Annotated in this window: 18 protein-coding genes and 1 tRNA gene; 6 read left to right on the top strand and 13 right to left on the bottom strand. The window is 59.7% G+C overall.

Annotation, left to right across the window (positions count from 1 at the left end; genetic code table 11):
- Nucleotides 1-7: 7 nt before the first annotated feature.
- The 8 genes from ACQRA4_RS04865 to rfaD all read right to left on the bottom strand — a co-directional run bounded on the left by ACQRA4_RS04865 (nucleotide 8) and on the right by rfaD (nucleotide 11,941).
- Entirely contained in the window at nucleotides 8-3,256 is a 3,249-nt protein-coding gene (locus ACQRA4_RS04865) for an efflux RND transporter permease subunit (protein WP_427821967.1), read from the bottom strand.
- Complete coding sequence (locus ACQRA4_RS04860; RefSeq protein ID WP_427821966.1) at nucleotides 3,253-6,369, bottom strand: MdtB/MuxB family multidrug efflux RND transporter permease subunit; 3,117 nt, start codon at nucleotides 6,367-6,369, stop codon at nucleotides 3,253-3,255. The genes ACQRA4_RS04865 and ACQRA4_RS04860 overlap by 4 nt, the downstream gene beginning before the upstream one ends.
- 153 nt (nucleotides 6,370-6,522) lie before the next feature.
- Entirely contained in the window at nucleotides 6,523-7,725 is a 1,203-nt protein-coding gene (locus ACQRA4_RS04855) for an MdtA/MuxA family multidrug efflux RND transporter periplasmic adaptor subunit (RefSeq protein WP_427821965.1), read from the bottom strand.
- Entirely contained in the window at nucleotides 7,722-9,143 is a 1,422-nt protein-coding gene (locus tag ACQRA4_RS04850; protein WP_427821964.1) for a sensor histidine kinase, read from the bottom strand. Before ACQRA4_RS04850 ends, ACQRA4_RS04855 begins: the two co-directional genes overlap by 4 nt.
- Entirely contained in the window at nucleotides 9,140-9,871 is a 732-nt protein-coding gene (locus tag ACQRA4_RS04845; protein ID WP_427821963.1) for a response regulator transcription factor, read from the bottom strand. Before ACQRA4_RS04845 ends, ACQRA4_RS04850 begins: the two co-directional genes overlap by 4 nt.
- A gap of 27 nt (nucleotides 9,872-9,898) precedes the next feature.
- Nucleotides 9,899-10,258, bottom strand: a complete 360-nt coding sequence (locus tag ACQRA4_RS04840; protein WP_427821962.1) for a NirD/YgiW/YdeI family stress tolerance protein — start codon at nucleotides 10,256-10,258, stop codon at nucleotides 9,899-9,901.
- A 56-nt stretch (nucleotides 10,259-10,314) separates the two neighbouring features.
- On the bottom strand, nucleotides 10,315-10,710 hold the full coding sequence (locus ACQRA4_RS04835) for a NirD/YgiW/YdeI family stress tolerance protein (RefSeq protein WP_427821961.1): 396 nt from the start codon (nucleotides 10,708-10,710) through the stop codon (nucleotides 10,315-10,317).
- Between the two features lie 259 nt (nucleotides 10,711-10,969).
- Entirely contained in the window at nucleotides 10,970-11,941 is a 972-nt protein-coding gene (rfaD, locus tag ACQRA4_RS04830; RefSeq protein WP_427821960.1) for an ADP-glyceromanno-heptose 6-epimerase, read from the bottom strand.
- Between the two features lie 458 nt (nucleotides 11,942-12,399).
- Between rfaD and ACQRA4_RS04825 the strand changes: the two genes are divergently transcribed.
- From ACQRA4_RS04825 to ACQRA4_RS04805, 5 genes are all read left to right on the top strand, one after another.
- A complete protein-coding gene (locus ACQRA4_RS04825; protein ID WP_427821959.1) occupies nucleotides 12,400-12,726 on the top strand; it encodes a hypothetical protein in 327 nt (108 codons plus the stop codon).
- Nucleotides 12,719-13,513: an ABC transporter ATP-binding protein gene (locus tag ACQRA4_RS04820; RefSeq protein WP_427821958.1), complete on the top strand. Its 795-nt coding sequence runs from the start codon at nucleotides 12,719-12,721 to the stop codon at nucleotides 13,511-13,513. Before ACQRA4_RS04825 ends, ACQRA4_RS04820 begins: the two co-directional genes overlap by 8 nt.
- Nucleotides 13,510-14,673: a SufB/SufD family protein gene (locus ACQRA4_RS04815; protein WP_427821957.1), complete on the top strand. Its 1,164-nt coding sequence runs from the start codon at nucleotides 13,510-13,512 to the stop codon at nucleotides 14,671-14,673. Before ACQRA4_RS04820 ends, ACQRA4_RS04815 begins: the two co-directional genes overlap by 4 nt.
- A 121-nt stretch (nucleotides 14,674-14,794) precedes the next feature.
- Nucleotides 14,795-14,870: transfer RNA gene (locus tag ACQRA4_RS04810), tRNA-Ile, on the top strand.
- 49 nt (nucleotides 14,871-14,919) lie between these two features.
- A complete protein-coding gene (locus ACQRA4_RS04805; RefSeq protein WP_427821956.1) occupies nucleotides 14,920-15,159 on the top strand; it encodes an Arm DNA-binding domain-containing protein in 240 nt (79 codons plus the stop codon).
- A gap of 310 nt (nucleotides 15,160-15,469) precedes the next feature.
- On the opposite strand, the gene ACQRA4_RS04800 is transcribed toward ACQRA4_RS04805, so the two are convergent.
- The 4 genes from ACQRA4_RS04800 to ACQRA4_RS04785 form a co-directional block, all read right to left on the bottom strand.
- Nucleotides 15,470-16,405, bottom strand: a complete 936-nt coding sequence (locus tag ACQRA4_RS04800; RefSeq protein WP_427821955.1) for a hypothetical protein — start codon at nucleotides 16,403-16,405, stop codon at nucleotides 15,470-15,472.
- Nucleotides 16,406-16,459: 54 nt separating this feature from the next.
- Complete coding sequence (locus ACQRA4_RS04795; protein ID WP_427821954.1) at nucleotides 16,460-17,005, bottom strand: hypothetical protein; 546 nt, start codon at nucleotides 17,003-17,005, stop codon at nucleotides 16,460-16,462.
- A gap of 264 nt (nucleotides 17,006-17,269) precedes the next feature.
- Complete coding sequence (locus ACQRA4_RS04790) at nucleotides 17,270-18,145, bottom strand: hypothetical protein (protein WP_427821953.1); 876 nt, start codon at nucleotides 18,143-18,145, stop codon at nucleotides 17,270-17,272.
- 37 nt (nucleotides 18,146-18,182) lie between these two features.
- Nucleotides 18,183-18,473: a hypothetical protein gene (locus tag ACQRA4_RS04785; RefSeq protein WP_427821952.1), complete on the bottom strand. Its 291-nt coding sequence runs from the start codon at nucleotides 18,471-18,473 to the stop codon at nucleotides 18,183-18,185.
- Between the two features lie 226 nt (nucleotides 18,474-18,699).
- Here ACQRA4_RS04785 and ACQRA4_RS04780 point away from each other — a divergent pair, with 226 nt between their 5' ends.
- Nucleotides 18,700-19,965: a hypothetical protein gene (locus ACQRA4_RS04780; protein ID WP_427821951.1), complete on the top strand. Its 1,266-nt coding sequence runs from the start codon at nucleotides 18,700-18,702 to the stop codon at nucleotides 19,963-19,965.
- Nucleotides 19,966-20,140: 175 nt separating this feature from the next.
- Here the strand turns inward: ACQRA4_RS04780 and ACQRA4_RS04775 are convergent, their stop codons facing one another.
- The gene (locus ACQRA4_RS04775; protein WP_427821950.1) at nucleotides 20,141-21,010 is read right to left on the bottom strand and encodes a hypothetical protein; all 870 of its coding nucleotides are present in this window, start codon (nucleotides 21,008-21,010) and stop codon (nucleotides 20,141-20,143) included.
- Nucleotides 21,011-21,210: the final 200 nt, after the last annotated feature.

Below are 21,210 nucleotides of genomic sequence, written 5' to 3'. Positions count from 1 at the left end.
GCTGCCGTCATGCCCGACGGCTGAGCGCGGTCAGACGCGCGGCCCTGGCGTCGCCGTAACGCAGCCGCCACCAGAAACGCCGCGCGCGCAGACGGGCGCGGTCCAGACAAAGGTACACCACAGGCGTGGTGTAGAGGGTCAGCAACTGGCTGACCAGCAGGCCGCCCACAATGGTGATGCCCAACGGCTGACGTATCTCCGCGCCGTCGCCTCGGCCCAGCGCCAGGGGCGCCGCGCCGAGGATGGCCGCCGCCGTGGTCATCATAATGGGCCGGAAGCGCAGCAGGCAGGCTTCGTAAATGGCCTTGTCCGGCGGCAGGCGGCGCAGGCGGGAGGCGTCCAGGGCAAAATCAATGAGCATGATGGCGTTTTTCTTGACAATGCCCGCCAGCAGCAGCACGCCGATGAGCGCTATGACGCTGAACTCCATCTTGAACAGCATCAGGGAAAGCAGAGCCCCGCCGCCCGCCGACGGCAGGGTGGAGAGGATGGTCAGGGGGTGGATCAGACTTTCGTAAAGAACGCCCAGCACGATATATAACGCGGCCAATGCGGCCAGAATGAGGATAACCTGGCCGCTCATGGTATCGCTGAACATCTTGGCCGTGCCCTGAAAGCTGCCCACAATGGAGGAAGGCATGCCTATTCTGACCCTGGCCTCGGCGATGGCCGCCTGCGCCTCGGAAAGCGCGGCCCCCCGCGCCAGGTTGAAGGCAATGGTCACGGCGGCGAACTGGCCCTGATGCGCCACGGAAAGGGGCGCAAAGGCCGGGCCCACGCTGGCCACGCTGAGCAGGGGCGCCAGACCGTCCCTGCCGGGCAGGCGCACCTTGTCCAGAGCCTGCGCGCCTTCCAGCCAGTCTGGAGTGTACTCCAGCACCACGCGGTACTGGTTTTTGTCCTGATAGATGGTGGAAACCTGGCGCTGGCCGAAAGCGTTGTTCAGGGCCGCGTCCACGTCGCGCATGCTCAATCCCAGACGGGCCAGGGCGTCGCGGTTGACCGTGATCATGGTCTGGAGGCCGCGCTCTTCAATGTCGCTGTCCACATCCCTGAACAGGGGAAGCTCGGCCAGCGCCGCCTGCAGGCGGCGGCCCCAGGTGCGCAGTTCATCCAGGTTGTCCGCCTGCAAGGTGTACTGATACTGGGAACGCGCGCTGCGCCCGCCCATCATGATATCCTGGGCCGGTTGCAGAAAAATCTGCAAACCCGGCTCGGAGGACAGCTTGCCGCGCAGCCGGCCGATGACCGCCTGCGCGCTGATGCCGCGCTCTTTCAGAGGCTTGAGAGAGATGAACACCCCTCCCCCGCCGCGCCCGCCGGAGATATGGGCCGAAACCTGCTCCACGGCCGGATCCGCGCGGATCACGTTGACCAGTTTTTCCAGCTTGACCCGCATGGCCTGAAAAGAGGCGCTCTGGTCCGCCCGGATGCCGCCCATGATCACCCCGGTGTCCTGCTGGGGGAAAAAGCCTTTGGGAATCACGACATACAGCCAGACATTGCCCGCCATGACCAGCAGCAGCGCGAGGATGGTCAGACGCGGATGGCGCAGCACCACAGCCAGACTGGCGGCATAGCCGCGCTGCATGCCCGCCAGCAGATCGCCCCAGGCCGCGCCCGCCCGCGCGCGCCACCGCCGCAGCCGGTTCGGAAAAGCCGCGCGGAATCGCGGCGGGCGCTCCTTGCGCCGGGCCGTATCCGCGTCGAGCGGTCGCAGCAGTTTGGCGCACATCATGGGCGTGGTGGTCAGGGAAACCAGCATGGACACCAGCACCGCCGCGGTCAGCACCACGGAAAATTCCCGGAACAGACGCCCCACAATACCGCCCATGAACAGAATGGGCGTGAACACGGCCACCAGCGACAGGGAAATGGATATGACGGTAAAGCCCACCTCGCGCGCGCCCCGCAGGGCGGCGCGCAACGGGCTTTCGCCCATTTCAAGCCGGCGGACGATATTTTCCAGCACCACAATGGCGTCATCCACCACAAAACCCGTGGACACGGTGAGCGCCATGAGCGACAGATTGTCCAGGCTGTAGCCGCAAAGGTACATGACCGCGAAGGTGGCCACAAGCGAAACCGGCGCGGCCACTGCCGGAATGGCGGTGGCCCTGACGTTGCGCAGGAACAGAAAGGTCACCAGCACCACCAGCCCCATAGCCAGCATGAGGCTTTTTTCCACCTCGCGCAGAGAAGCGCGGATGGTCAGGGAGCGGTCCATGCGCAACGTCAGATCCGCGCTTTCCGGCAGCCAGGAGCGCAATTGCGGCATCATGGCCTTGACCCTATCCACGGTTTCAATGATGTTGGCGCCGGGCGAGCGAAAGACAATCAGCAGGATGGCCGGCCTGCCGTTGGCCACGGCCATGTTGCGCACATCCTGCGAAGAGTCTTCCACCCGGGCCACATCCGAGAGGCGGATGACCCCGCCCTCCTTCCGGGCCACGATCAGCGGCTTGTAGCCGTCAGCATTCAAGAGCTGGTCGTTGGCGCCCACCAGCCAGAAGTTGCCGTCGTTCTCCAGCATGCCCTTGGGCAGAAAGGCGTTGGCCGAGGCCAGAGCCGCGCGCACGTCCTCCGTGCTTATGCCCGCGCGGTTCAGGGCGTCGGGGATCAGCCGCACCCGCACGGCGGGCAGCGCCCCGCCGCCCACGGTGACTTCGCCCACGCCGGGAATCTGCGAAATTTTCTGGGCCAGCACCGTGGAGGCCGCGTCGTACAGCTGGGCGCGGGTCAGCACATCCGAGGTGATGGACAAAATCATGATGGGCGCGCCCGATGGGTTGACCTTGCGGTAGGAGGGATTGGAAGGCATGGTGGGCAGGGTTGAGCGGGCCGCGTTGATGGCCCCCTGCACGTCGCGGGCCGCGCCGTCTATGTCCCGGTTCAGGTCAAACTGCAAGGTCACGTTGCTGGAGCCCAGACTGCTGGAAGAGGTCATCTCCGTAACCCCGGCGATGCGTCCCAGAGCCCGCTCCAGCGGCGTGGCCACGGTGGCGGCCATGGTTTCCGGGCTGGCGCCGGGCATGCGCGCGCGCACCACCACCACGGGGAAGTCCATTTCGGGCAGCGGGGCCACGGGCAGCAGACCGAAGGACACCATGCCGGCCAGGGCAATGGCGATGGTCAGCAGCGTGGTGGCCACGGGCCGCCGGATAAAGGGCGCGGAAATATTCAGCGGAATAAACTCCCGCCCGAAACGGCGGCGCTTTTCCGCCGCCGCCCCGCCCTCGTCGCCGGGCGCGCTCATGCGCCCTCCTCCGCCGCGCGCGGCGCGGGTTTGCGCCGCAGGCGCAGACTCATGCGGTCAAACCAGAGATAGATGACCGGCGTGGTGAAAAGCGTCAGCACCTGGCTCACAATCAGACCGCCCACCATGGTCACGCCCAGGGGCCGCCGCAGCTCCGCGCCCATGCCCCAGCCGATCATCAGGGGCAATGCCCCCAGCAGGGCGGCCAGGGTGGTCATCAGGATGGGCCGCAGGCGCAGCAGGCAGGCCTGGCGGATGGCGGCCAGCGGCGGCTTGCCCTCCTTCCGTTCGGCCTCCAGAGCGAAGTCGATCATCATGATGGCGTTTTTCTTGACAATGCCGATGAGCAGTATGATGCCGATGATGCCCACCACCCCCAGATCCATACCCGCCAGCAGCAGGGCCAGCAAGGCCCCCACCCCGGCCGAGGGCAGCGTTGAGAGAATGGTCACCGGGTGAATATAGCTTTCATAAAGCACGCCCAGCACAATATACATGGTCACGATGGCCGCCAGAATCAGCCATATCTGATTGTCCGTGGATGACAGAAAGGCCTGGGCCGCTCCCTGAAACTGCGTGCGCAGGGCCGGAGGCAGGCCCAGCTCTTTCTCCGCCGCCAGCACCGCGCTCACGGCCGCGCCCAGCGAGGAGCCGCGGGCCACATTGAAAGAAATGGTCGACACCGGGAACTGGCCCTGGCGCGCGATGGAAAGCTGAACCGGGCGTTCCTCCAGCGTGGCGATGCTGGTCAAGGGCACGGGGTCGCCCGTGGCGCCGCGCACATGAATGTTCTCAATGGCCGCCGGGCCCAGGCGAAAGCGCGGGGCCACCTCCAGCACCACCTTGTACTGGTTGGTCTGGGTGAAAATGGTGGAAATCAGGCGCTGGCCCAGGGCGTCATACAGGGCGTTGTCTATATCCGCCATGCTGACGCCCAGCCGCCCGGCCGCGTCGCGGTTGATGTTCAGCCAGGCCATGCGCCCCGGCGTCTGGAGGTCGCTGGTCACATGCTCCAGTTCCGGCCGTTCGGACAGGGCCCGCACCATGCGCGGCGCCCAGAGCTGCAACTGCTCGCGGCTCAGGGCTTCCACGGTGAACTGATACTGGGTGCGCGAAACACGGTCCTCAATGGTCAGATCCTGCACGGGCTGCATGTACAGGGTCAGCCCCGGCAGGCGCGCGGCGCGCGCCATGAGCCGTTTGGCAATGGCCGGGGCGCGGGCGTCGCGCCCGGCAAGCGGCTTGAGCGCCACAGTGAGGCGCGAGGTTCCCATGCTCTGGTTGATGCCGTCCACACCCACAAAGAAGGCCACGCTTTCCACGGCCGGGTCTTTCAGAATCATGTCCGCCAGTTGGCGCTGGCGTCCGGCCATGGCCGCGAAGGAGGTATCCTGCGGGGCCTCGGCAATGCCCTGAATCACGCCCGTGTCCTGCACCGGGAAAAAACCCTTGGGAACCATGACATACAGCAGCGCGGCAAGCGCCAGGACGCCCAGGGCCACGCCCAGGGTCAGGCGCTGATGGGCAAAAACCCAGTCCAGCCGGCGCTCGTACCAGAGCAGCAGACGGCTGAAAAAACGGCCTGCCTCCTTCTCTCTGGCATGGCGTTCGGGCCGCAGCATGACCGCGCAGAGCATGGGCGTGAGCGTGAGCGAAATCACCGCCGAAATCAATATGGTCACGGCCAGGGTCACGGCAAATTCGCGGAACAGCCGCCCGGCCACATCGCCCATGAACAGCAGCGGAATAAGCACCGCCACCAGAGAGATGGTCAGCGAGATGATGGTAAAGCCGATCTGCCCCGCGCCCTTGAGCGCGGCCTCAAGAGGGCGCTCGCCCTGTTCCAGGTAGCGCGAAATGTTCTCAATGACCACAATGGCGTCATCCACCACAAAGCCGGTGGCGATGACCAGGGCCATGAGCGTGAGATTGTTCAGGGAAAAGCCGGCCAGATGCATGACCCCCAGCGAACCCACCAGAGACAGGGGCACGGCCAGGGCCGGGATGATGGTGGCCTCCACATTGCGCAGAAAAAGCCAGATGACCCAGATGACCAGGGCCACGGCCAGCAGCAGTTCCAGTTGCACATCGTGCACCGTGGCGCGGATGGTGGCGGTGCGATCCGTGACCACGCGCACCTGCACATTGCCGGGCAGGGTCTGCTGCAGCGCGGGCAGCAGGCGGGTCACGCTGTCGGCCACACTGATGACGTTGGCCCCGGGCTGGCGCTGCACCGAAAGCACAATGGCCGGACGGAAGGAATCCTTGCCGTCCGCGCCCGCGGCGGCCACATAGGCGGCCAGGCGCGCGTTTTCAGCGCCTTCCAGCACGTCGGCCACATCCGCAAGGCGCAGGGGCGCTCCATCCTTGTAGCCAATGATGGTTCGGGCATATTCCCGCGCCGAGGCAAGCTGGTCGTTGGCGTCAATGGTGCTGGCCCGCTCCGGCCCGTCAAAGCTGCCCTTGGCGTCATTGACGTTGGCCGAGGCAATGGCCGAGCGCACGTCCGCCAGGGTCAGCCCGGCCCCGGCCAGCGCCTTGGGGTTGACCTGCACGCGCACGGCCGGGCGCTGCCCGCCGGAAAGCGTCACCAGGCCAACGCCCGGCAGTTGCGAGATTTTCTGCGCCATGCGGGTGTCCACCAGGTCTTCCAGGCGGGTCAGGGGCATGGCGTCGCTGGTCACGGCCAGGGTGACGATGGGCGGGTCAGCCGGGTTGACCTTGTTGTAGACCGGCGGGTTGGGCAGATCGTTGGGCAGCAGGTTGTCCGCCGCGTTGATGGCCGCCTGAACCTCCTGTTCGGCCACATCCAGGGCGATGGAAAGATCAAATTGCAGGGTGATGACCGAGGCCCCGGCTGAAGACAGGGAACTCATCTGCACCAGGCCGGGCATGATGCCGAACTGGCGCTCCAGCGGGGCCGTGACCACCGCCGCCATGACGTCCGGCGACGCGCCCGGATAGAGCGTCTGCACCTGAATGGTGGGATAGTCGATCTGCGGCAGGGCCGCCACCGGCAGGGAACGATAGGCCAGCAGGCCCGAAAGCAGCAGGGCCGCCATCAGCAGGGAGGTGGCAATGGGGCGGAGAATGAATATGCGGGAAAGATTCATGCTGTATGCACCATGCCCGCTCAAAACGAGAGCGGGCTTGCGACTGAGGGTTCAGACGTCGCCGCCCCGACGGCTGCGCCGGACCGCTGCGGATTGTTTCCACCGCGCCATCCGACGGCAGGCCCCTGAAAACCGGCCGGCGACGGCCGGAGGCTACTCCACCGGCTCCGCCCCGGGCGTCTCCACCGTCGCCGCCACCCTGACCCTGATGCCGTCGCGCAGCCGGTCCAGGCCGTCCACCACCACCACTTCCCCGGCCTTCAGGCCCTTGTCCACGACTGTAAGACTGTCCGTGCCGATGCCCGGCGTCACCTCGCGCACATGGGCGATGGCGTCGCCCCTGTCGTCCTTGTCGATCACATAGACGTAGGAACCGCGCGACCCCAGCTGCACCGCCGAGGCCGGAATGGTCACGGCGTCCCTGAGCATGCGAACCATCAGCCGGGCGTTGACGAACTGGTTGGGGTACAGCGCGTCATCCTGATTGGGAAAGCGCGCCTTGAGCCTGACCGTGCCCGTGGCCGCGTCGATCTGGTTATCCAGAGACAGCAGGACGCCCACGGCCAGCAGGCGCTTTTGTTCCCTGTCCCAGGCCTGCACGGGCGGGAAAGGCAGGGAGGCATCCTGCTCTCGCCGGCGCAGCGCCTGCGTCACCAGCGGCACCTGACTTTCGGGCAGGGTGAAGAGCACGTCACAGGGGCTGACCTCGGTGATCCGCACCAGCCCGCCGCTGTCCGCGCTTTTGACCTGATTGCCCTCATCCACATTGCGCAGGCCGAGCCGCCCGGCCACCGGCGCGGTGACGCGGCTGTACTCCAGTTGCAGGCGGGCCGAATCTACAGCGGCCTTGTCCGCCTCCACCGTGCCCTCATACTGCCGCACCAGAGCGCGCTGGGTTTCGTACTGCTGGGCCGCGATAAAGTCGCCCCTGGCCAGTTTGGCGTAACGCGTCAGGTCGCGGCGGGCGTTGTCCAGCTGGGCCTGATCCCTGGCGAGATTGCCCTGGGCCTCGTCCAGAGCCGCCTGAAAGGGGCGGGGATCAATTTCCGCCAGCAGGTCGCCGGCCCTGACGCGCTGGCCTTCCTGAAAGTGCAGACGGATCAGCTGGCCGTCCACCCGGCTTTTGACCAGCACATCGCTGGACGGCGTTACCGTGCCCAGGCCGTTGAGAAAGTGCGGCACATTCTGCGCCAGGGCCGTGGCCACGCGCACGGGCGGCGCGTCCATGCTCAATGCCGGCCGGGCCGGGCCGCCCGCGAAAAACAGACGCCAGCCAGTCAACAGCGACACCAGCAACAGCGCCAGCCAGATATGGATACGGCGACGGCCCGTATTCCGTTGCGCCCATGCCTTCACGCTTCATCTCCTTCCGTGGCGGGAACCGGGGGAAACAACACGCGGAACACGGTTTCCGCCTCCACTGCGGGCCTATGGCGCTCCAGCCGCCAGCCCAGATGTTCGCAGGCCCGCAAAGCCAGGGAAAGCCCCAGACCGCTGCCCGCCGGGGCCGCCGAATCGGCGGAAGCGGCCCCCCCCTCTCTCTGCCGGGCCGGGCCGCGCACCCCGCGCGCGAAAATATCCAGCTCATCGGGAATGCGGCCGCCATTGCGCACTTCCAGCATGCCCGGCGTCAAACGCAGATAAACGCGGCCATTTTCCGTATAGCGACGGGCGTTGTCCAGCAAATTCTTGAAGACAATGGCCGCCAGTTCCTTCTGGCCCAGGCTCCACACCCCGGCCGCCATCTCGGCGCAAAGCAGAACGGGGCCGCCCGCTTGCGCGGGGCACGCCGCCTCCTGTCCGTCCGCCTCCGCTGCGACCAGGCGCAACAACCCGCTCCGCGCGTCTTCCCCGATCAGGGCGCGCAATACCGCGCCCATATCCAGCGCTTCGCGCTCCAGAGCCTCAGGCCGCCGCGCCAGCAACAGCAGCGTGCGCGCCGTGTCGGCCATGCGCGCCGTGGTGCGCGTGAGGCGCTCCAGCAGCGGAGCCAGCTCCGCGCCCGCCGCGCCGGGCAGGGAGGCCAGCCGCAATTCCAGAAGTTCCAGACCGCCCTGCATGATGGTAAGCGGCGTGCGCAGTTCATGACTCACATCGCCGGTGAAAAGGCTTTCCCGCCGCACAAAATCCTGAAGCTCGGCCTCCCGCGCGGCCAGAGCGCGGGCCAGCACGCCCACTTCATCGTCCTGATTCACAAGATCCGGCGGCAGGGGCGTGAACGCGCCGGGCTCGCGCCGGTCGCGGCCTTCCACGGCATCGGTCAGGCGGCTGAGAGGGCGGGTGAGCCTGCGGGAAAGCAGCACGGCCAGCAGCACGGCCACAACCAGTCCGGCCAGGGCGCAGGCCAGCAGCAGCCCGCCCAGGCGCGCCTTCATGGCCTGGAACAGGCCGGTAGGGCCGTTCAGGGCGTAGGTCACGCCGTCGCGCCGAACCAGAAGCACGAACTCTTCCATGCCCTTGAAGAAATGCAGGCCGTCGGGCAGACCCTCCCAGGCGGGTGGAACCTGCTTGCCCACCAGAAAGCGCCAGTGCATGGCCGCGGCCAGGTCTTCGCCGTAATAGAGATTGCCGCGGCCACGGTCTTCGGCCTCCCAGGCGCGCCGCTCGGCCTCCATCAGCGCTTCCATGACGGGCCGGGCGTGCCAGCCCACCAGGTACGCGCCCAGACGGTCGTAGGACAACAGGCCCGCCAGGCCCAGCGTCATCCCCAGGCCAAGCGCCAGCAACGCAAAGGCCGCCAGCATGCGCCTGCGGATGCTGCCGCGCTGTTTCACGCCGCATCCTCCGGCGCGGCGTTCAGGCGATAGCCCACATGGGGCACGGTTTGCAGCAAGGGCACGGCAAAAGGCTTGTCCAGCTCACGCCGCAATTCGTGAATATGGGTGCGCAGGGCGCTGCCCGCAGGCGCTTCATCGCCCCAGAGCAAATGCTCCAGAGTCTCGCGCCGAACCAGGCCCGGCGCCACGCGGATCAGCTCCGCCAGAATGCGAAAGCCCGACGGGCTCAGCCGCAGCTCGCGGCCCTGGCGCACGGCCCTGTGCTGCGCCATGTTCAGGCTGAGATCGGCAAAAGTCCAGACGCCCGCTTCCGCCGCCAGGCCGGTCTTGCCGGCCGAACCGCCGTCAGCGGTCAGGCGGCCCCGCCGCAGCAGGGCACGGATGCGCGCCTCCAGTTCCCTGAGGGCAAAGGGTTTGACCAGATAATCATCCGCGCCGGCCTCCAGCCCTCGCACCCGGTCGGCCACGGTGTCGCGCGCCGTCAGCATCAGCACGGGCACGGCGCTGCGGTACTCTTCGCGCAGCTTGCGGCACAGGCTCACGCCGTCCAGGCCGGGCAGCATGATATCCAGCACTATGCAGTCAAAACAGCCGCGCGCGGCCATCTCCAGCCCGGCACGGCCATGCCGGGCGCAGTCCAGCTCATAGCCCAGCGGTTCCAGATAGGCGTACAGATTGGCGAGGATGTCCTCATTGTCCTCAATAAGCAGAAGGGAAACAGGCATGGCGCTCCTGCGGTTCACGCCGGCAGCTTACTCAATGATGGCCAGAGCGTCCACTTCCACTTCATTGGGACGCTTGCTGCTCCAGTCCACCTGGCCCATGAGGCGAACCCGGTCGCGGGGCGTGACGGTGAGGTGGCCAAAAGACTCGTTTTCAATCTCCACCACCACCTGGCCGCTCTCGTCGCTGAACACATACCTGTTTTTGCGAAAGGGAATCCTTTCCAGAATATGCCCTTCCAGCACGCAGGGGGCGTCGTCCATGGCGGTGAGCACATCCGCGGCGCGGGTCACCGCGGGCGAGACGCCCGGCCCCTCGAAACCGGCGGCCCGCGCCGCATTCGCCGGAAACGCCATACCGCACAATAACAGCAGCAACAACACACGCATGGGCATACTCCGGGCCCGGCCGGAGCGGTGGAAGCCGCCCCGGCTTCGGCCCTTGCTTACTTCAGAATTTCCAGAACCTTCACGTCAATCTTGGTGGGCTTCAGCATGTCCTTGTCCACCTCTCCGGAAAGGCGCACGGTAGTCTGAGGCGTGACGTTGCGCCCCGCGAAAACTTCATAATCAATGTCCACAATGATTTCGCCCGTGGCGTCCCTGAACAGATATTTGTCGTCGCTGCCGGCCATGCGGGAAACAATGTGGCCGGTCAGCACCACAGGGGCGTCATCCCAGCAGCTCTGGGCTTTCTTCACCGTATCGGCCTGCACGCCGGTGGTGGGCCCCTGAAAACCGCCGCCATAGGCTCCCGCGCCGGCGGCGCCGGGGCCTTCAAAAGCGGCATGGGCGGGAACCGACAGCACAGCCAGCATGAACAGGGGAAGCAGATAACGCATGTTGTCCTCCATAATGTGTTTTATTTTTTAGAGAAAGCGGATAACGCACGGCGCCTCCAGCGCAGACCGGAGTACGGCCATATTTGCGGCAACATCCAGCGCCGTTCATGAAGCCATCCTGCGCCGAAAGGCGTCAGCAAAGCGTCAGCGCGCCGGCCGGCGGCGTGCGGCAAAGCCGCGACCCGCTCCCGATTTCAGGGACTGTTGAGCTTTGCCAGCAGCCTCAAGTGAGTTCTGAAAATTCTTGCGAATGCGCTCTTTAAAGGTAAAAATCCTCTTTTTCCAGATAATTGCGCACATAGTCGGCCACGCCCTCCTCCAGCGGGGTGAAGCCCAGGGGGCAGTCCACGCGGGCCAGCCAGGCCATGTCGGCTCGGGTGTAATTCTGGTACTTGCCGTGCAGGCTTTCGGGCATATCCACATAGTCGATGCGGCACTCCCGCCCCAGGGCGGCAAAAACGGCCCGGCCCAGTTCGTTGAAGCTGCGGGCCGCGCCCGTGCCCACGTTATGGATGCCGTTGACGTCTCCGCGTTCCAGCAGCCAGGCCATCAGGGCCGTGCAGTCCTTGACGTAGACAAAATCGCGCTTCTGTTCGCCGTCGGCCAGGCCCGGCACAACGGATTTGAAAAGCGCCAGCCGTCCGCACTCGCGAATCTGGCGGTGCGCCTTGACCACCACGCTTTGCATGGCGCCCTTGTGGTATTCGTTGGGCCCGTAAACATTGAAAAACTTCAGGCTGACCACGTCGCCGCACAGCTTTTCGCGCAGCAGCCAGAGGTCAAAGAGCTGTTTGGAATAGCCGTACATGTTCAGAGGCGCCAGCCGGGGTATCAGGGCCGGATCGTCGCTGAAGCCCAGAGAGCCGTCGCCGTAGGTGGCCGCCGAACTGGCGTTGATGAAGCGCGCGCCCTTGTCCAGCGCGTAACGGCAGAGATCACGGCTGTAATGGAAATTGTTTTCCATCAGGAAATCCGCGTCGCGCTCGGTGGTGGAAGAGCAGGCCCCCAGATGAACCACTGCCGAAACCTTCCAGGGCAGCGCGTCGCGCCGCAGCATGTCGTAGAAACGATCACGGTGCAGATAATCCACATAACGGCGTTTGAGCAGATTGCGCCATTTCTCGGTGCTGGCCAGGTTGTCCACCACCACGATGTCGTCCAGATCCATACGGTTGAGCTGCCAGAGCAGGGCGCTGCCGATAAAGCCCGCGCCGCCGGTGATCACATGCATAAAGCCTCCGTAAAACCATGCCAGGCTCAAAGCTCATTAAAACATACGCTACGGTTTTTGTTGTGGGTAAAAAGGAAGACTCTTCCGCTCGCCGCCTGAAGCGGAGCGAAGGGCGGGGCTGTCGCCACAACAATTCCAAAAAACGGGAACTTTTGCGCTGACAAGGAAATGGGCGATTTTTAAAGGGGGCGTACCCATGTACATGACCGACACAAATTGCCCAGTGACGCGGCCAGCGCGAAAAAGGCCGTTTTTGACGGAAATTGTGGCGGAACACAACCAGCAGCGCCCCCTGACCAACAGCGTATCAATAGGGCCCGACTCTAGCCAAAGCCGGCGTGGCCCGCAAGCCTCCGGTCGGGCCTCCCCGCGCCGCGCGCGGCATATTTCGACGCCGGGCTGGACAGCGCGGGCCAAGTTTGCCATCATCTTTCAATTGCCATTACAAGGGGTATCATATGGAAGTGTGCATCGCCTACATGCGCGGCAAGGCGGTCATGTTGGAGCTGCGGGACGGCGTGGTCTTTCTTGACAATGAGCCCCAGCCCGTCAAAAACGTCACCGAAGAGGAACTCACGGCGTTCAGCGAGGCTGTCCGGGCCATTCCCTACAGCGCGGACCCTGGCTACACGGCCCTGGTCAACGCCAAGCGCGCGGCCTTTATCGTCAGCCTGCTGGGCCGGGCCGTGGGCGATGAATGCGTCTCGCGCCTGACCCACATTCTGGATCATGTGCACTACGACGTGCTGGAATACCTTGGAGAAAACGGGGACAGCGATGCTTGAAATCCATGATCTGCACGTCTCGGTCAAGGGCGCGCCGGTGCTCAAGGGCATTGACCTGAGCATCAGGGCCGGCGAAACCTTCATTCTTTTCGGCCCCAACGGGTCGGGCAAGACCACCCTGCTGATGACGCTGATGGGCGTTTCCGGCTATGAGGTCACTCAGGGGCAAATCATCTTCAAAGGCAGGGATATTACGCGCGCGCCCATGCACGAGCGGGCCCGCCTGGGCATCGGCATGTCCTTTCAGCGCCCGCCCACCATCCACGGCCTGCCCACGGGCAAACTGGTGGAGCTCTGCGGCCGGGGGCGACCGATGGACATTCCGGCCATGGCCGGCACAGTGCATTTTGACCAGTTTCTGGAGCGCGATGTCAACGCGGGTTTTTCAGGCGGGGAAATCAAGCGCTCGGAGCTCTTGCAACTCATGGCCCAGCGGCCGGATATGCTGCTTTTTGACGAGCCGGAATCCGGCGTGGATCTGGAAAACATGGCCCTGGTGGGCAAAACCGTGCGACGCCTGCTGGACGGCATGCCCGACGCCTGTAGCGCCACCCTGCGCGAAAGGGAACGCCGGCGTTCCACCAGCGGGCTGATCATCACCCACACCGGCCATATTCTGGAATATGTCAATGCGCACCGGGGCCAGGTCATGTATCACGGTAAGCTCTGCTGTGAGGCCCGGCCGCGCGAAATTCTCGATCACATCGCCAACCACGGCTATCAGGAATGTCTGCGCTGCCTGGCCGGGGACATGTACGGCAAAATCGCGGAGGCGCCTCTTTTATGAGCACTGTGGATCTCTCCCGCTTTTCCTTCAGCGGCGGCGAAAACGCCGCGCCCATCGACGACCTGACCCGCCTGCCCGCCGAGGATCGCCAGCGCCTGGTGCTGGCGGGCATTGACGTCAGTGACCGTCAGGTCAGCGGCGCTTTCATGCAGCTCAACCACACGGGCGTGCATTGCCAGACCCGCCGGGACGGTCTGGATCTCATGGACATTCGCGCCGCTCTCAAAAAATACGACGGACTGCCGCGATATTACTGGCAACTGCTCAATCCGAACAAGGACGACTTCACCCGCATGGCGCACGACCATCTGAACGGAGGCTACTTCGTGCGGGCGCGCAGGGGCGTCAAACTGACCGAGCCCGTGCAGTCCTGCATGTTCATCAAGGGGCACGGCGCGGGCCAGAGCATTCACAATATCGTGGTGGTGGAAGAAGAGGCGGAGCTGCACATTCTGGGCGGCTGCGCCACGGCCCATGAGGCGCGCGACGCCGCCCATCTGGGCATTACGGAATATTATGTGGAAAAGGGCGGCAAACTGACCTTCACCATGATTCACAACTGGGGGGAGAGCACCACGGTGCGGCCGCGCTCGGCCGGGCGGGTGGAAGCCGGGGGCGTTTTCCAGAACAACTATATTTTGCTCAAGCCCGTGGGCGATCTGCAAATGTACCCTCTCATGGAATTGACCGGCTCCGGCGCGGTGGCCCGCTTCAATTCCGTCATTGTGGCCCCATCGGGCTCATATGTGGATTGCGGCAACCGCATTGAACTCAATGCCCCGGACACGCGCGGCGAGGTCATCTCGCGCGTGCTGACCACGGGCGGCACGGTGATCAACCGGGGCTACATCGGCGCGGCGGCGGCCCCGGCCAAGGGCCATCTGGAATGCAAGGGCCTGATCATGGGCGGCGGGCGCATTCACGCCATCCCCGAGCTGAACAGCAACCAGGACGGGGTGGAGCTTTCGCACGAAGCCGCCGTGGGCAAGATCGCCCAGGAGGAAATCGAATACCTCATGGCGCGCGGCCTGGATGAGGACGAAGCGGCCTCCACCATTGTGCGGGGCTTTCTCAATGTGGAAATCATGGGCCTGCCCGCGCCGTTGAAAAAAGCCATGGACGAGCAGATTTCACTGCTGGAGACAGGCCACGCCATGTAAGAACGGCGCGGGAGGGAACACGGTTCGGCGCTGACCGTCCAGACCTGCCGGGGTCGCCTGACGCCGGACAGTCAGGACAGTCTTGACCGGCACGCCCGCTTGCGGCTATACAAATGCCCTTGGGCCTATAGCTCAGTTGGCAGAGCCTCCGGCTCATAACCGGCAGGTCCCAGGTTCAAGTCCTGGTGGGCCCACCAATACACGTTCCGCCAGAGTCCGCCGAGGTTCGCGACACCTTGGCGGACTTTGTTTCTAAAGTCATGGCGGCTGGCGTACCGCTTCGCGGGCAGGCAGAAGCTCATTTCCCTTGGGCCGTATCCTTCCGTGAGCCCGCGCGAAGCGCGGGAAAAGCGGGAAGACGCCAAAAAGCTGCGGGAGCATATTGACCCCAGCCAGGCGCGGCGGCAGGGCGGAACAGATGAAGATGAAGCAAATTCATATCGTGCCGCTCTCGCGTCAGGCCCTGGCGATTTTTCAGGAGAATGATTGTTTTCAGATTTTATCTTGTGTAATCAGTAAGTTATCTTTAATCAGGGTATTTTTTACCCCTAAAAATAACCCCTAAATTTTGTGGATGCTCTTGGGCATGGGCATACGCCTTTGGACAAAAAATAATCCGCTGAGCTAATATCCGTCGCACGGAATGCAGTCATATCACTGGCAGCTTTGACCGGATTTTCAATGTAATGGAGGCGGTCGAAATATTCAGCGAGCGACAGAAAAAGGTGTTACAGCTCGTGACCAGTATTTTTTCATGGTCTTCTCCTTTGTGTTTTCATGGATGTATACGGCGAAATCACGGTTTGCCGGCGGCATGGCCCGGCACACTGAGCACGCGTTCTCCCTGCGGAGTGTATACCGCATAGCGCAGGCCTTTCCCCTGTCGTTCTTCGACGATGATTTCCAAAATTCCGTCACCGTTGAGGTCGGCAAAGTGGCAGAGCTTGTGCAGGCGCGGGGCTTGCTTGCCATCATCCGGGGCAAGGAAGTGGATCAGGGGCAACGCCTGCGCCCTGCCTGAATCCCGCGTGCCCTTGCCCAGCAGGATGACGGAATACCGGCCCCTTGTTGCCTGCGCCGGAGCCGCTTCCGCGCTGTCGGGCGCGAGGATGTTCTGGGCGCAGACCAGCAGTTCGGTCTGGCCGTCGCCCTCCAGGTCCACCCGGAAGGCCTGAGCTATGCGGGCTTCCGCAGCGGGTAAGGCCTTTTGTCGCAGCCAACCTTGCACCAGGGCGAGGCTGGCTGCGTCGTCCGTGGGCAGGGCCGTGGCCTGACGCGGCGCGGGATTCCACGCGCAATTCGTGGCCAGCCGGGCGGAGCCGAACTTCAGAACGCCTTCCGGCGTCTGGATATCGAAAATCGGCAGACCGGGCGGCTCATGCTCCGTTCCCTCGAATTCGCCCTCATGGTCGCCATGTATGGCGCAAACTATGCCCATGCTCTCGCTCCCGTTGAAGGAAAAGACGCGCCAGTCATGCCCGCCCCAGATGCGGTATCGGTAGTAGAGGGGATTGTTCTGATGATCGTGGGCATTGACCCAATGCCCCTTGATGAAGCCGCCCAAAAGAACGCAGTCAAAGGCGAAGCTGGCGTCTTCGGAACCGGGCTCAAGAGGTTCGGGGGCAGCTTCAGGGACTTCCGAGGCGAAAGCAGGCCGGGTTGGGGGAAGACAGAACAGGCCTGCGGCCAACAGGCCGAAAAGTACGGCAAGTCGCAGATGTTTCATGGACATGACATGTTCTCGCCTTATGCTTCAAATGCCGTGTTGAGCAAAAATCCGGAAGCTTCATTTCGCTTCGCCATGTATGGGGACAAGGATTGTTTGCGTCTTGTCTGGAAATTCAACTATAACATTAATATATGCATTATTTTCAGAAAATGAAAGTTCCCTGATAAAAGCGTTATCAGGAATATCAATATTGGCGAGTATTTTACCGTCGTAGGAGTATATATTTGAAATTGATGAATATACTGCGGTGCTGATATCATCATCACGCCAAATAAGATTGGCGCCTTCTAACCCTTTTTCAAATCTTTTTGTTTCAGTATTGAAAATAAGGTACACTCCCCACATAGGGTTAACATGTCCATCAACAACAATATATTTACCAACTGCTGAACATGCCATGATGCTATTGATTGCAGGGACGATATCTCTGATATTATAATCATTTTCTCCATATTTGAACAATACTCCCTCACAAGAATATGATTTCCCTGACGCGGTCATCTGCACTATGTTTCTCTCACCTTGAGGATTTGCACCGGCATTTCCACACAGGCCGATACTCCCCAGAAACAACAGGCTGAGTATAAACAATTTCTTGTTCATTTTTGTTTCCTTATGCTGTCTGATATGAGGCAAGTTCCTCTTTTAAGGCTGTCCCACTTCATTGGGTTGCTCAAGCAGCCCGTCAGATACGGGAAGAGAGCTTCATCATGGCGTATGCCCAGTTGTTCGCGGGGCAAAAACCCGCCCGCATATTCGGGGGCTACAGCCGGTTTCAGAAGATCAACGCGAGCGGTCAGGGCTACAGCCGCCCACCCCACAATCATCACACCCCCAATAATGCTTTTCCCGATTCCAGATTTCACGCTAATCGATCACGAATGTACCCCAGCTGACGCTTTTGATTTTTCCATTTTCTGCTGTGACGGAAAAGCGTTGAACAGGCCTTTTCGCTCCGTCCACCTCTCTCTCCAATATCCATTGATACTCATGTCTGGACTCATCTTTATACATATCATTCCAGCCCATGAAAGACATGCCCAAATTCAATTTAAACAGTGAATAGTCATCAATATTATCATCAACCTGCAACCCTGCCGCCTTGTAGCCTTTTTTATCAATGACAACATAAAAAGGATTATCCTCGATCAAATAGAAGGTAAATCCTCCATCGAATGACATCTTGCCATCCGCATAATGAGGGCTATCCGGGTCATCTTCAGCCACGTTTTGTTTTTTTCCATTTTTATTTTCAATATTGGCCGCGCGCATTAATGCTTCCATATCGAAGAATACGCTGCTGTCGAATATGGCCTTGAATTGCCTGAGCTGCTCTTGATGCCACTCTTCAAAGTAGTAATCTGGCCACCCCACTCGGCCGGCAGCTTTATCTTCTTCGCTCAGCTTGCTGTTATGTTGATAGATACGAAGCATATTAATCCGGTCTTTGGTTACTTTCGTGTAGGCATCGGTCTTGCTCATCCCCTGCTTCATGAGCCTTTTCACAACTGTATCCCGCCATTCTTTGATCCAATACTGTTGCGACTTCATTATAAATTTTTGGTCTTTTTCGGAAAGGCCTCCATAGACTTCTTTCCATACTTTGCCCAGCTCCTCGTCCGCCTCTTTGAAAGCCTGAGATGTGGAAACCAGGATTCGATATTCATTATCGGTCAAGGCAAAAGCCGGGGTGACTCCCAGCGTCAGAACAAGAAGGAATACAAAGAAGGCGCTTTTTTTCATGGCTTCTCCTCCAGGTGGATGAAAACTGATGCGCCACTCAAACACGGTTTGAAAAAAATCGCTTCATTACGGTGATGAATTTTTTCGTTTTTCCATCCCAGATCAGGGAAATCATCACGGGGATGATGTCTTGTTCCGGCTTTTTCGCTATGCCCCGCATAAACAGAGGGGGCATATTTTTGCGGTGTCGAAATCCTCTCTCCTGACAGCGTGCGATGTTACGGAAAGGTGATAGCTCATAAAAAATTTCTGGTTCGCCTCTTGTTGTGCCTTGGGCATGCTCTTGTGCGCTGGCGCGGCCCACGCCGCCTTTTGGCAGGTTGTCCACCCGCCGCCGATGCCTGGGTGCTGGATACGGCCCGAATGATATGGCCCATGCCTACAGTCTGCGGCACCCCTGGCGAAACGACGCGCGCCAGCCTCACGGACGAACCAGGTGAGGAATAAATGGAACATTTGAAGAAGGGCCGGGCGCCTCCACTGCAATTGAGATAATCATAAAAAATAACACAGCCAACTCATTCGGTTAATACAATAAACATTAGGACAGATCCATGTTTAAACATCTTGCCCTTTGGATCATGTGCGGCGCCTGCCTGCTTTTTTCTCCCTATTTTAAAACTCACGGGCTTTGTGATTCAACCCAGCCCAAGCTTGAATTTCACAAGTATCTTAAGCATGTGAAAAGCCTTCGTGGCCCCAATATTTCATCTCCAAAATCAGTTATATTTTCACTGGACGGGACAAAATTCTTCATCAATTCTCTTGAAGGCATGAGAACAGTTGTTTTCGACAGCGATTCTTTCGAGGAATTGCAAATAATTCAACACAGTTTTTCAGAAGAGGACTCTCCACTTTTTCAAAATGGAGATCGCGTATTTGATTATCCCTACTTCACAATACCAAAAAATGGAAAAACAAATTGCTTCTCTGGAAAACCTGTGGAATCCGTTCTTTCCCATAATGGCAAATATTTATGGACAACTTATTATAGAAGAAGCTGGGACACAAAAGGCACGTCGCCTTCCGCAGTTGTTATCATAGATACAGCCACATATTTGCCGGTAAGAATTATGCCAACGGGAACTGTTCCCAAAATGCTGGCGCTTTCTCCTGACGGCAGCACGATGGCTGTAATCAACTGGGGAGATAATACAATCTGTCTTATAGACATAAATTCAGATAATCCAGGTGATTTTCATTATACGCGACAGCTTGTTGATGAAAAAAAGCTCAATCTCGAAAATATATGCGGGAATAGAGACTCCAACTGCGGACATTGCCTGCGTGGCGCTGTTTTCAGCCCAAATTCACAGTATTTACTCGTGGGGCGCATGCGTACTGGAAATATTTCCGTATTCGATATCCATACCGGAGAAAGAATTGGAATATTGACGGGAATACCGGCAACGCCTCGGCATCTTGTTCGATATGGATCAACGATGTATGTATCTTCCAATGCAAGCGGTTACATTAGCAGAATCGATCTCCCTAAGGTGTTGGATGATCTTTTGGCTTCAACAACAAAAATTATAAATGCAAATCCTGAAACTATTTTTGTAGGCAAGGGCGCAAGAACCATTTCTTTATCTCCTGACGGCAAATATATTTATGCTGTCAGTAATCTTGATTCCAGATTATCCATGATTGATCTTGAGCAATGGAAAATAATCGATCAAATTGCTGTTTCACCATATGGCGTTGGGCTGGCGGTAAGCCCGGATGGGAAAAAAATCGTGACAACTTCGCAGGGACGCCAAGGAGCAGGAGGACATGTAATAGATATATATCAGGTAAATATTCCCGAAAATAGTATATGAGGGAGTGCTCATGTACAACGCCTCATAGTGTCGAATATCATCAAAATATACACAAAACATATTGTTATTACTCAATAAAATGTTATTTTGTCGTCCAACCAAATTTGAGAAGGTACATGGACACACCCCATTTTTCGGGGTTTGAACACTCCACCGGCTAAAGCCGGTGGAGTGTTCAATACTTTTCACGAACAAGGTAGCTTACTGTAGATGCCATTGCGCTTAATACTGCATCACATAGCCAGAGATACTCAAATACACCTGTAGTTTTAACAAGTATTCCCCCAATCCATGCACTACTGAAGCATCCAATCTGATGTGTGAGAAAAGCTAGGCCAAAGAGTGTAGGGAGTTTAGCAACACCAAAGTCTTTAAGAATAAGACCAGCTGTCGGAGAAACTGTCGAATCACTAGTTAACCCAAGAATAATGATAAAAGTAATGATAAAGATCATCATTTTTGGCATAATAATGAGCATAATCGCCAAAATAATACGCACAGCGTAGATGCTGCCAAGGAGATTTTTCATTGAAATACGACAACACAATAGCCCGGAAAGGGCAGAACCAACCATTGTCAATAGTCCATACACGGAAAATAAAATCGCAGCCGTTTCACGGCTGAAACCAAACGTCAAAAGCTGATTGAAAAAATGCGTTTCCAGTATGGACATATGAAAACCGCAAGTAAAAAAAGCAAGTATCAGAAAAATATAGTTGCGGTGGCCCAGTGCGGAAAAAATTATACTTCTTCCAGATTCCCGTACAACGGGAGCCATGCGGGGTGAATTTGTCTTGTGGCGGCACAGCCAGAAAGCAAGTGGCAACAGCATCAGTGAGGGTATTCCCAAAAAAAAACATGGCCCCCAATATGCCGCCAACGGTAAGCATTCCCTGCAAAACTGGTGCAAGAACCGTGGTGCCCAACCCACTGCTGGCATTGAGAAATCCGGAAATAGCGGTACCTGTCCTGCCGCAATGCTGAGTAAGAGACCAAAGGAAAGGGCGGCTGTGCCTGCCGGTAGCAATAGCCCCAGAGACAGCATCAAGGATCACATGGCATGGCAAAACGGCGTGAGTAGGAAGCCGCTACCCATGAGCAGAAGCCGCAAACCAACACAAAACGTTCGGATGTTCTGAGAGCTAGAATGCCAAATACTGGTTGAAGCAGACCGAAGATAAGCTGACTTATTGCAAAGACAAAACTGACATCTGCATAGGAAAGCTCGCTGTTGCTAACTATAGG

Origin of the sequence: Desulfovibrio sp. SGI.169, assembly GCF_050313595.1 — a bacterium.
In the GTDB taxonomy this organism is placed as follows: Bacteria; Desulfobacterota; Desulfovibrionia; order Desulfovibrionales; family Desulfovibrionaceae; genus Desulfovibrio.
Note: the sequence above shows the minus strand (reverse complement) of the source record. Positions and strands in the feature narration are given on the sequence as shown.

Bases quoted from the DNA above. Each gene is read 5' to 3' on its own strand.
- ACQRA4_RS04775 (WP_427821950.1), bottom strand. From the start codon at position 21,010: ATGCTGTCTCTGGGGCTATTGCTACCGGCAGGCACAGCCGCCCTTTCC.
- ACQRA4_RS04820 (WP_427821958.1), top strand. From the start codon at position 12,719: ATGCTTGAAATCCATGATCTGCACGTCTCGGTCAAGGGCGCGCCGGTG.
- ACQRA4_RS04865 (WP_427821967.1), bottom strand. From the start codon at position 3,256: ATGAGCGCGCCCGGCGACGAGGGCGGGGCGGCGGCGGAAAAGCGCCGC.
- ACQRA4_RS04825 (WP_427821959.1), top strand. From the start codon at position 12,400: ATGGAAGTGTGCATCGCCTACATGCGCGGCAAGGCGGTCATGTTGGAG.
- ACQRA4_RS04800 (WP_427821955.1), bottom strand. From the start codon at position 16,405: ATGTCCATGAAACATCTGCGACTTGCCGTACTTTTCGGCCTGTTGGCC.
- ACQRA4_RS04845 (WP_427821963.1), bottom strand. From the start codon at position 9,871: ATGCCTGTTTCCCTTCTGCTTATTGAGGACAATGAGGACATCCTCGCC.
- ACQRA4_RS04835 (WP_427821961.1), bottom strand. From the start codon at position 10,710: ATGCGTTATCTGCTTCCCCTGTTCATGCTGGCTGTGCTGTCGGTTCCC.
- ACQRA4_RS04795 (WP_427821954.1), bottom strand. From the start codon at position 17,005: ATGAACAAGAAATTGTTTATACTCAGCCTGTTGTTTCTGGGGAGTATC.
- ACQRA4_RS04860 (WP_427821966.1), bottom strand. From the start codon at position 6,369: ATGAATCTTTCCCGCATATTCATTCTCCGCCCCATTGCCACCTCCCTG.
- rfaD (WP_427821960.1), bottom strand. From the start codon at position 11,941: ATGCATGTGATCACCGGCGGCGCGGGCTTTATCGGCAGCGCCCTGCTC.
- ACQRA4_RS04790 (WP_427821953.1), bottom strand. From the start codon at position 18,145: ATGAAAAAAAGCGCCTTCTTTGTATTCCTTCTTGTTCTGACGCTGGGA.
- ACQRA4_RS04840 (WP_427821962.1), bottom strand. From the start codon at position 10,258: ATGCGTGTGTTGTTGCTGCTGTTATTGTGCGGTATGGCGTTTCCGGCG.
- ACQRA4_RS04780 (WP_427821951.1), top strand. From the start codon at position 18,700: ATGTTTAAACATCTTGCCCTTTGGATCATGTGCGGCGCCTGCCTGCTT.
- ACQRA4_RS04815 (WP_427821957.1), top strand. From the start codon at position 13,510: ATGAGCACTGTGGATCTCTCCCGCTTTTCCTTCAGCGGCGGCGAAAAC.